Source organism: Actinoplanes rectilineatus (assembly GCF_000962825.1).
In the GTDB taxonomy this organism is placed as follows: domain Bacteria; phylum Actinomycetota; class Actinomycetes; order Mycobacteriales; family Micromonosporaceae; genus Actinoplanes; species Actinoplanes rectilineatus.
The window spans coordinates 52,264-62,894 of record NZ_JZKF01000054.1; the positions used below are offsets into that span (position 1 = coordinate 52,264).

Genomic DNA, 10,631 nt, shown 5'->3' on the forward strand with positions numbered 1-10,631 from the left:
TTTGTGGGCACGCAGCGACGTTAGATGCTCACGGACAGCAAATCAAGATCTTGCATACCTTGATCTCCTTGATTCATGCTTCGCGATGCCTGAAAGCATGCTGTGAGAACGGGGCTCACTATGAGGCGGCGCTTAGCTGCTGTCACCGCGCTGGCCGTCGGCCTGTCGCTCGGCGTTCCACCGGAGGTCATTCCCGAGGAGGGCGGCTGGCCGCTGTCCGGAATCCTCGCGGCGCTACGCCAGCCGGCCGCGTTCGCCGCGGTCGTCGGGATGCCGCTGCAGGAGTGGGCCGGCGGGGCCGACGATCGCGAGCACTACGTCTCCGCGGATCAGACGCAGGCCGATGTCGGCGCCGGCACGAAGCCCGGCAAGGGCATCGGCGCGGTCGACGCGGCGGCACCGCCACCGGTGGTCGACCGGGGTGAGTTCACCACGCCGCAGGCCACCGACCCGGAGAACGCCTTCGACGAGGCGACCAGCAAGCGGCTCCCGAAAAGGTCGAGCGAGACCGTCGACGCCTTCGAGAACACCGACGGCACCATCACCCGCAACGTCCACCAGGAGCGGATCAACTACCGCGCGTCGGACGGCTCCTACCTGCCGATCGACGCCACTCTGGTACGCCGGGACGGCCGGCTGTCGATGGCGGCCAACTCGATCGACGTCACCCTCGGGGTGACCGCGTCCGGCGGTGACACCGCCACCGAAGCCCCGGCCCGTGCCGCCGCGGAGCCCACGCCGAGCCCGAGCACGTCCGACCCGGCTGCGGCGGAGGAACCGGCCGCGGCCGACGAGCCGGCCGCCCCGGACTCGGCCGACGACGCTCTCGCCTCGGTGACCACCGAGGACGGGCACACCATCGCCTGGAACCTGGACGGTGCCGCCGACGTGACGGCGGTCGTCGACGGCCGCACCGCGACCTACCCGGAGATCCTGCCCGGCACCGACCTCGAACTGCGGACCTTCGGCAGCGGTGTCAAGGAGACCATCGTCCTGAAGGCACCGCCGGCCGGCAACGAGTGGATCTTCCCGTTGCACACCGACGGCCTGACCGTCCGGCCCGGCGAGAACGGCGCGCTCGAACTGATCGACCCGCAGGGCGATCCGGTCCTCGAGGTGCCGCGGGGCTTCATGGAGGACTCGAAGATCCACCCCGCGTCCGGCGCCCTCACGCGTTCCTGGGACGTCGACTACCAGCTGATCGACATCGACGGCGGGCAGGCGCTCAAGGTGACCGCCGACGCGGCTTGGCTCGCCGACCCGGCCCGCCGGTACCCGGTGCGGATCGACCCGACGACCTGGCAGATCTACGACACCGGCGACACCTTCGCGGACAACGACGCGTCGACGCTGGAGCACGACAACGCCAACAACCTGCCGGTCGGCACCTGGGACGGCAGCACCGTCTCCCGTTCGTTCATGGCCTTCACCGAGTTCGACGACGACAAGATCGGCCTGGCCGGCACCCAGATCTACTCGGCCAAGCTGTTCCTGTTCCACACCTGGTCCTACGACTGCACCAGCCACAAGCCGGTCTACGTGCGGCGGATCAACGAGGCGTGGTCGAACGACTCCATCGGTGAGGGCGCCGCCAGCAACCTGGACAAGGGGCCGGCGTACTCCGGGGCGATCGGCACCCTGGAGATCGACGACAACTACCCGGCCTGCACCAACACCGAGTCGAACCGGGGCGTCGGCAAGTGGCGGTCGGTGGACCTGAACGCCACCACCTTCAACGGCTGGTCGACCGGCGCGATCCCCAACTACGGTCTGGCGCTGACCGCGTCGGAGACCGACAAGACGGCGTGGAAGCGGTTCAACTCCCGCAACGACGACGACTGGGGTAACACGCCGTACCTGCAGATGACCTACGACGAGAACCAGGAACCGCAGGTCGACGAGCAGTACCCGGCGTACGGCGCACCGGTGGCGACGCTGTCGCCGGAGCTGATCGCCGACGCGCACGACCCGGACGAGTGGCCGAAGTCGATCCAGTACGAGTTCATCGTCTACCAGAAGGACGCGAAGACCCGGATCACCAGCTCCGGAAAGATCAAGAAGAAGAACTGGGTGGTCCCGGCCGGCGTCCTGGAGTGGGGCGAGAACTACTACTGGTCGGTGGTCGTCTCCGACAGCCTCAAGGACAACGCGAAGAGCCAGACGAAACACCTGCTGGTCACACCGGTACCCCAGCCGTCGGTCACCTCCGGGCTGTCGCAGAACTCGGACAAGGGCTTCGATCCGGTCGGCGGCAACTACACCACCGCGGCCCGGGACGCGATGATCAACACGGTCGGCCCGCCGCTGGAGATCAACCGGTTCTACAACAGCATCGACCCGCGGACCACGCAGGCGTTCGGCACCGGCTGGTCCAGCGTGATCGACGCCAAGGCGGTGGAGCGGTACGCCAAGGACGCGAACGGCCTGACGATCATCAACACCGTGGTGATCACCTATCCGGACGGTCGGGAACTCGCGTACGGGCGCAACAACGACGGAACCTGGGGATCACCGGCCGGCCGGGCCTCGAACTTCACCACCATCACCGGTGGCGGCTACCGGATGACCGAGAAGGACGGCACCACCTACGAGTTCGCCCGCTACCTCGGGTCGGGCCGGTACGCGATCAGCACGATCAAGGACTCGTCCAGCCGCGCGCAGACGTTCACCTACACCGGCACCAAGTTGTCCTCGATCACCGCGGCGTCGGGACGGTCCCTCACCGTCACCTGGACCAGCACGACCCCGGCCCGGGTCGCCTCCATCTCCTCCGACCCGGCCGTCCCCGGCGACGCGAATTCGGTGAGCACCTGGGGGTACGAGTACACCGGCAACAACCTGACCAAGGTGTGCCCGCCCGGCAACGGAAGCGACTGTCACACCTACCAGTACGGCACCGGATCGCCCTACCAGACGGCGGTCACCAACAGCCGCCCGCACTCGTACTGGCGGCTGACCGAGACCAGCGGCGACACCGCGGCCAGCACGATGCTGGAGAACGGCGGCACCGACAACGGCAAGTACAAGAACGTCACCCTGGGCCAGACCGGCCCGCTGACCGGCTCGACGGCGACGGCGGCCGGCTTCAACGGCAGCACCGCCGAGGTCGAGCTGCCGGCCGACCTGGACGGCGACGCCGCCAACCAGGCGATCAGCATGTGGTTCAAGTCGTCCGGCGGCGGCGACGGCGTCCTCTACGGCCAGTCGTGGGAGACCGGGGCGACCACCAACGGCGCCTACAACCCGACGCTCTACGTCGGCTCGGACGGATACCTGCAGGGCACCTTCCCGAAGGCACCGAAGACCGGGACCGTCCTGGGCACGCTGACCGCCTCCGGCAACGGGCAGTGCCTCACCGTTCCGGGCAACTCCTCCGCGAACAGCGTCCGGCTCGCCATCGCCAACTGCACCGGCGCGGCCAACCAGACCTTCACCTGGACCGCCGACCGGGAACTGCAGGTCACCACCGGCGGCGCCGTGAAGTGCGTCGACGTCCAGGGCGGCGAATCGGTCAACGGCGCCGACATCATCAGCTTCGACTGCCACGGCGGCGCCAACCAGAAGTGGGACGTGCAGGCCGACGGCCAGATCATCGGCGACCAGTCCGGGTACTGCATGGACTCGGTCGGCGAGGGAGTCACGGCCGGCGCCGAGATGCAGATCTGGGCATGCGGCAAGCAGCGCAAGGCCGACCAGTCGTACTTCGCCCGCGCCCACACCGCGCTCAGGTCGACCGCCGCCGTCACCGACGGCGCCTGGCACCACGTGGTCCTCAACACCACCGGCAACACCCAGCAGATGTACCTCGACGGGACCCTGGTCGCCTCCGAGACCGGCATCACCGTGCAGGACATGAGCGCGGCGGCCTCGTACCTCGGCTCGGGCTTCCTCGGTGGCGCCTGGCCCAACCAGTCACGGTCGACCGCGGGCACCAACAAGGGCGCGAAGGACTACTTCACCGGTTCGCTCGCCGACGTCGCGTTCTACGACACGGCGATCGACGGCCAGGTCGTCGCCGACATCTGGGCCGCCCGGGCGGAACGCAGCCAGCTCACCGCGGTGCTCCGCCCCTCGCAGCAGCGGACCGCCACGGTCGCCTACGACACCGTCACCGGGCGGGTCAGCCAGCTCACCGACGGCAACGGCGCGGTGTGGAAACCGGCCGCGCCGACCATCGGGCGCACCCCCAAGGTGTACGAGAGCGCCGTGCTCGGCGATGCGCCGACCAACTACTGGCGGATGGCCGAGACCGGCGTGACCGACGCGGTCAACGAGGTCAACGGCAGCACCGCCACGTACAGCAACGTCCAGTTGGGCGCGGAGGCCGGACCGTTCGGGGCGGCCGCGACCGCCGCACAGTTCCCGGGCGGGACGACCAAGTCGTACGTGGACCTGCCGGACGGCATCCTGCCCACCGGCAACGCCTCCACCTCGCTGTGGTTCCGGACCGGGTCGAGCGGCATCCTGCTCGGCGAGTCCAAGGCGGTCACCGGGCGTACCGTCTCGCCGGTCCTCTGGGTCGACTCCGGCGGGCGGCTGCGCGGACTCGCCCCCGCGAACAATCCGACCGGCCCGATCAGTGCCGGGTACAACGGCAAGTGCCTGGACGTGCAGTCCTCCGGTACCGCCGACGGCACCCCGGTCCAGCTGTACACCTGTAACGGCACCACCGCGCAGAGCTGGACGTTCACCGTCGGCAGCAGCGGCACCGGCACCTTCCAGGCGTTCGGCAAATGCCTCGACGTGAAGAGTTCGGGCAAGGACGACGGCACGGTCATCCAGCTCTACACCTGCAACGGCGGTGTGGCGCAGGTGTGGAAGCCGTTCGCGGGCGGGCTGCGCAACCCCAACTCCGGCAAGTGCCTCACCCTCCCGATGAACAAGAACGAGAAGACCGAGGTCGCCATCGGCACCGACGCCCTTCTCTACACCTGCGAGGCCAAGCCCCCGCCCCGCCAGACCTGGTCCTTCGGCCTGAACAGCCAGGCGAAGCTGGTCAACGACGGCAAGTGGCACCACGCCGCGCTCACCGTCGCGGGTGGCGTGCAGTCCCTGTACGTCGACGGCGAGAAGAGCCAGTGGGCGGGCGGGACCCCGTTCACCGTTCCCGCCGTCCGGCCGGACTTCTACGTCGGCGCCGGGTACAGCCACTGGGACTGGACCGATCTGCTCGGCACCGGCGGCACCCTCGGGATGAACTACCTCACCGGTGCCGCCGCCGAGGTGGCGTTCTACCCCGGCGAGCTGGAGGCCGCGCAGGTCTCGTACCAGTTCAAGGCCCGGGACGCGGCGAAGGCGACGGCGTCCGGTGAGGTCGACTACGTGGTCGCCGGCCCGGAGAACTCGTCCACGACGACCATCAACGACCTGATCTACAGCCGGAAGGTCGCCGAGGTCGACGAACGCGGCAAGGCCACCCGGTACGGCTACAGCGGCAAGGGCTACCTGCGCACGGTGACCGACCCGCTGGGCAACATGACGGTCAACGAGCACGACGTCCGCGGCAACGTCGTATCCGTGACCACCTGCCAGGACCGGTCCGCGAACAAGTGCACGACGACCTACTCCACCTACTATCCGGACGCCACCACGGCCAACCCGGCGTTCAACGTGCTCAACGACCGGGTGATCACCCAGCGCGGCCCGGGCTCCACGTCGAACACCGACAACACGTACCTGACCGAGTACACGTACGACACGGCCGGCAACCGGACCGGCCAGGTCGACCCGCTGGGCCGCCGGACCACGATCGCGTACACCGACGGCACCGGAACCGCCGGCGGTTACAACGGTGCGATCCCGCCCGCCGGCCTGCCCTGGCGGGCGATCAAACCCGGTGGCGGCCAGCAGACCATCCTCTACCTGGCCAACGGCGACGTCGCCGAGGTGAAGGACCCGGCCGGGATGGTCACCCGGTACGAGTACGACGGCCTGGGCCGCACCACCAAGGAGATCGAGGTGGTCGACGGCGTCGCCGGCGCGACCACCACGTACGAGCACGACCGGCAGGACCGGGTGGTGACCTCCCGGGACCCGGCGATCACCAACCACGTGACCGGTGCGGTGCACACGCCGGTGACGACCCTGTCGTACAACGTCGACGGCCTGCTCACCGGCGAGACGATCACGGACGCGACCGGTGGCGACGCACCACGGTCGGTCACCTATGAGATCGACGGCCACGGCCGCCGGGCCAGCGAGACCGACCAGCTGAACAACGTCGTCACGTACGACTACGACGGGTTCGGCCGGGTGATCCGGCAGACCCATGACGACGGCAGCTCGGTCCGCACCACCTACGACGCGTCCGGCAACGAGCTGGCCACGATCGTGGAGAACTGGACCGGGGAGCCGAAGCTGCCCGACGGCCAGAAGGACCTCACCCTCCAGTCGATGGCGTACGACGACGCCGGCCGGCTGGCGTCCGAGACCGACGCCATGGGCTGGGTCAACGAGTACACGTACACCGACAACAACCTGCTCGTCACGGTCACCCGCAAGGACCCGAAGACCGGCAAGTCGTTCGTGATGGAACGCAACACGTACGACGCCGCGGGCAACGAGGTCACCCAGGTCACCAACGACGGGCTGACCAGCACCACCCGGACCTTCGACGTCGGTGGTCGCCCGCTGACCGCGACCCTGGACCTGCCCGAGGAGACCGGCGACACCGCCGGGGCCCGGGACCGGACCACCGCCTTCCGGTACTCGCCGGAGGACGAGGTCCTCTCCACCAGCCTGTACGAGGGCAGCAACCTGCTCGGCCGGTCCGACCAGATGTACGACCGTCTCGGCCGGCTCAAGCAGGAGACGGCGTACCTGAGCGCGAGCCTGACGCCCACCACCCGGTGGACGATGAACGAGACCACCGGGGTCACCGCCACCGACGCGACCGGCAACAACCCGGGCACGGCGAGCGGCACGGTCACCTGGTCCACCGAACGCGGCGGGGCGGCCTCCTTCCCCACCGCCGGCGGCATGATCAGCGGCAAGGCGCCGGTGGACACGCTGCAGCCGTACACGATCAGCTCCTGGGCCAGGCTGAGCGCCCGCAACGCCAACCGGTTCGTCATGGTGATGCCCGGCGACATCGACAGCTCGGCGCTGAAGGTCTACTACGACCAGGCCTCCACCGCCTGGCAGATCTCGATGGCCGTCCGCAACGACGACGGCACCACCTCCTGGCTGACCAGCGCGTCGACCACCAGCGCGGCCGCCGCGACGTGGACGAACCTGACCGTGACGGTGGACCCGGCGACGACCGGCACCCGGTCGGCGAAGCTGTACGTCAACGGGGTCAACACCGCCACGATCACCACGGACAAGCAGTTCAACAACCAGGCCACCGAACTGCGGGTCGGTGCCGAGACGGCGACCACCGGACTCTTCATCGGGCAGATCGACGACGTCCGTGCGTACCAGAAGGTCCTGAGCGCTTCGGAGCTCGCCGAGGTCGCAGCCGGCGGCGAACCGGCGGCCGATGCCAAGGTCAGCCGGAACACCTACGGCCTGACCAGGGACGGGTCGGTCACCTCGGTGACCGACGCGCTCGCCGCCACCACCTACATCACCAACGACGAGGTGGGCCGGGCCGCGCAGAGCACCCTGCCCCCGGTCACCGTCGTCGAGGGCGAGGGCAACCCGGGCCTGACGATCTCGAACAGCGCGATCGGCTACAACACCTTCGGCGAGGTGACCGAGGAGCGGGACCCGCACGGCAACGTGACGATCGCCCGCTACGACGGCGCCGGCCAGGTGGTGGAGACCCAGCTGCCGTCCTACAAACGGCCGGACACCGGCGAGGTGCTGACGCCGACGTCGAGCGTCAAGTACAACCGGGTCGGCCAGATCCTCTCCACCACCGACCCGCTCGGCGCCGTCACCAGCTACACCTACGACCAGCTGGGCCGGGTGACCGCGGTGACCGCCCCGGACGAGGGCGTCACCAAGTACACCTACAGCTACAACGGTGAGCTGCTCACCGAGACCGACCCGAACGGGGCACAGGCCGAGTCGACCTTCGACTACCTGGGCCGCACGCTCACCTCGACCGACAAGGTGCGCCAGACCGGGTCGTCCTACGTGACGACCTTCGACTACGGGACCAACAGCCCGTGGCCGACGACGGTCACCTCAGCGGGCAAGGTGACCTCGAAGACCGTCTACAACGCGGCCGGTGAGCCGGTCGCGGTCACCGACGGGGCAGGGAAGACCTCGACCAGCCGGTACGACGGCGCGGGCCGGCCGGTCAAGGTGACCGCCCCGGACGGGACGTACTCCACCTTCGCCTACGACTTCGCCGGTCAGAGCACGTCGACGGCGGAGTTCTCAGCCACCGGGACGCAACTGCGCACGCAGAGCGCCACCTACGACCGGACCGGCAACCTCCTCACCGCGGTCGACGCCCGCGGCACCAAGAAGGAGTTCGAGTACGACGTCCTCGGCCAGCTGACCAGCCAGAAGGAGCCGATCAGCGCCTCCGACGCGATCACCACCACCTTCGGGTACGACGCGGCGGGCCAGCAGACCCGGTTCACCGACGGCCGGGGCAACCGGTTCGTCACCACGTACAACCCGTGGGGCATGGTCGCCTCCCAGATCGAACCGGCGACGGCGAACAACCCGGACGACCGGACCTTCACGATGTCCTACGACGCGGCCGGCCAACTGGTCCGGGCCGACTCGCCGGGCGGGGTGACGGCCGTCAACAAGTACGACGTGATGGGCCGGCTCGAACGCAGCACCGGCACCGGCGCCGAGGTGGCCACCAAGGACAAGGCCTACGAATACGACCTGGCCGGCCGGATCACCTCGTTCACCGGTACGGCCGGCAAGTCCACGGTCACCTACGACGACCGCGGCCTGGTCACCGAGATCGGCGGAGTGTCCGGGACCTCCTCCTACGGTTACAACGAGGACGGGGCGCTCACCCGGCGTACCGACGCGGCCGGCACCACCACCTACAAGTACGACACCGCCGGCCGCCTGGACACGCTGGTCAACCCCAGTGCCGGGATCAACCAGCAGTACAAGTACGACGACCTCTCCCAGGTCAAGGAGATCCTGTACGGCGGCAACGTCCGGTCGATCGGCTACGACAACCTGCACCGGGTGACCTCCGACTCGCTCGCCTCCGCCACCGGAGGCAGCATCGCGAAGATCGCCTACACGTACGACGCCGGCGACAACGTCAAGACGAAGACGACGACCGGGTTCAACGGGGCATCGACCAACAGTTACGAGTACGACCTGGCCGGGCGCCTCGTCGGGTGGGACAACGGCGTCACGCCGGTGGTGTACGCGTACGACAAGTCGGGTAACCGGGTGCAGGCCGGGACGACGACGTTCACCTACGACCAGCGCAACCAGCTGGTGTCGAACACCGCCGGAGCCACCTACACCTACACCGCCCGCGGCACCCTGGCCACGACCACCACCAACGGGGTGGTGGCGCAGACCCGGTCCGACGCGTTCAACCAGGTCCTCTCACAGAGCACCAAGACCGGCGGGTTCACCGCCTACGAGTACGACGGCATGGGCCGGCTGATCCAGCCGAACCTGACCTACACCGGACTCGGCAACACCGTCGCCGCGGACGGCACCACCGGATATGTGTACGACCCCGGTGACGGCCTGGTCGGCGTCGGCAGCGGCGGCACCGGTAAGAACGCCTGGGTCGACTCGCACATGGACGTCGTCGGCGAGTTCACCAACACCGGGACCGCACTGACCGGATCGGTGTCCTACGACCCGTGGGGCAAGATCCTGGCCAGCGGCGGCATGGCCGGCAAGCTCGGTTACCAGTCGGAATGGACCGACGAGGGCACCGGCAAGGTCAACATGTGGAACCGCTGGTACGACCCGGAAACCGGCGCGTTCGACACCCGCGACACCGCGAACAACAGCGCCACACCCTCTTCCGGGGCGGCGAACCGGTTCGCGTACGCCGAAGGCGACCCGCTCGGCAACACGGACACCACGGGTAACGCGGTCGACGGCAAGTGCGGCGAATACGACTACGCCTGCGCGATGCGCAACTACCAGGCGCAGATGAAGTCGTACAACGCCGCCATGGACCAACGCGACCGGGACATGAAGGCGGCCGGCACCGAGATCGCCCGCCAGGAGGCCGAGTACCAGCGCGCCAACCGGGAGAGCAACACCCCGCTGCTCGACATCCTGATCAACGTCGGCATCGGCATGCTCCTCGACATGATCGGCTACAACTCGCTGGTCGGCTGCCTCGGCGGCTCGGTGTGGGACTGTGTCGACCTGGCGAGCAACGCGCTCGGCCCGCTGAAGGCGATCAAGATGGCGAAGTCGCTGTACCGGGCGGCGGACCGGGCCTTCAGCGGCTACCGGATGTGGAAACGAATCGTCGAAGGCGCCCGCACCGTGATGCGGCGGGCCCAGGCGCTGCTCGGCGCGGCCCGCAAGCACCTGGCCGACGTGATGAAGAAGAAACCGAAGAAGCCGAAGGTCCCGAAGAAGAAACGAAAGCCCCCGGTCAAGAAGAAGCCCAAGCCCAAGCCGAAGCCGAAACCCAAGCCGAAGCCGAAGCCGAAGCCCGCCAAGGCGAAGCCGTCGAAGCCGGTCCAGAAGCAGAAGCCGAAGACCGCGCCGAAGAAGGA

General features: G+C 68.7%; 1 protein-coding gene. It reads left to right on the top strand.

Annotation, left to right across the window (positions count from 1 at the left end):
• Positions 1-120: 120 nt before the first annotated feature.
• On the top strand, positions 121-10,631 hold a 10,511-nt coding region (locus tag WH85_RS47595; protein ID WP_052720945.1), incomplete at its 3' end, for a ricin-type beta-trefoil lectin domain protein.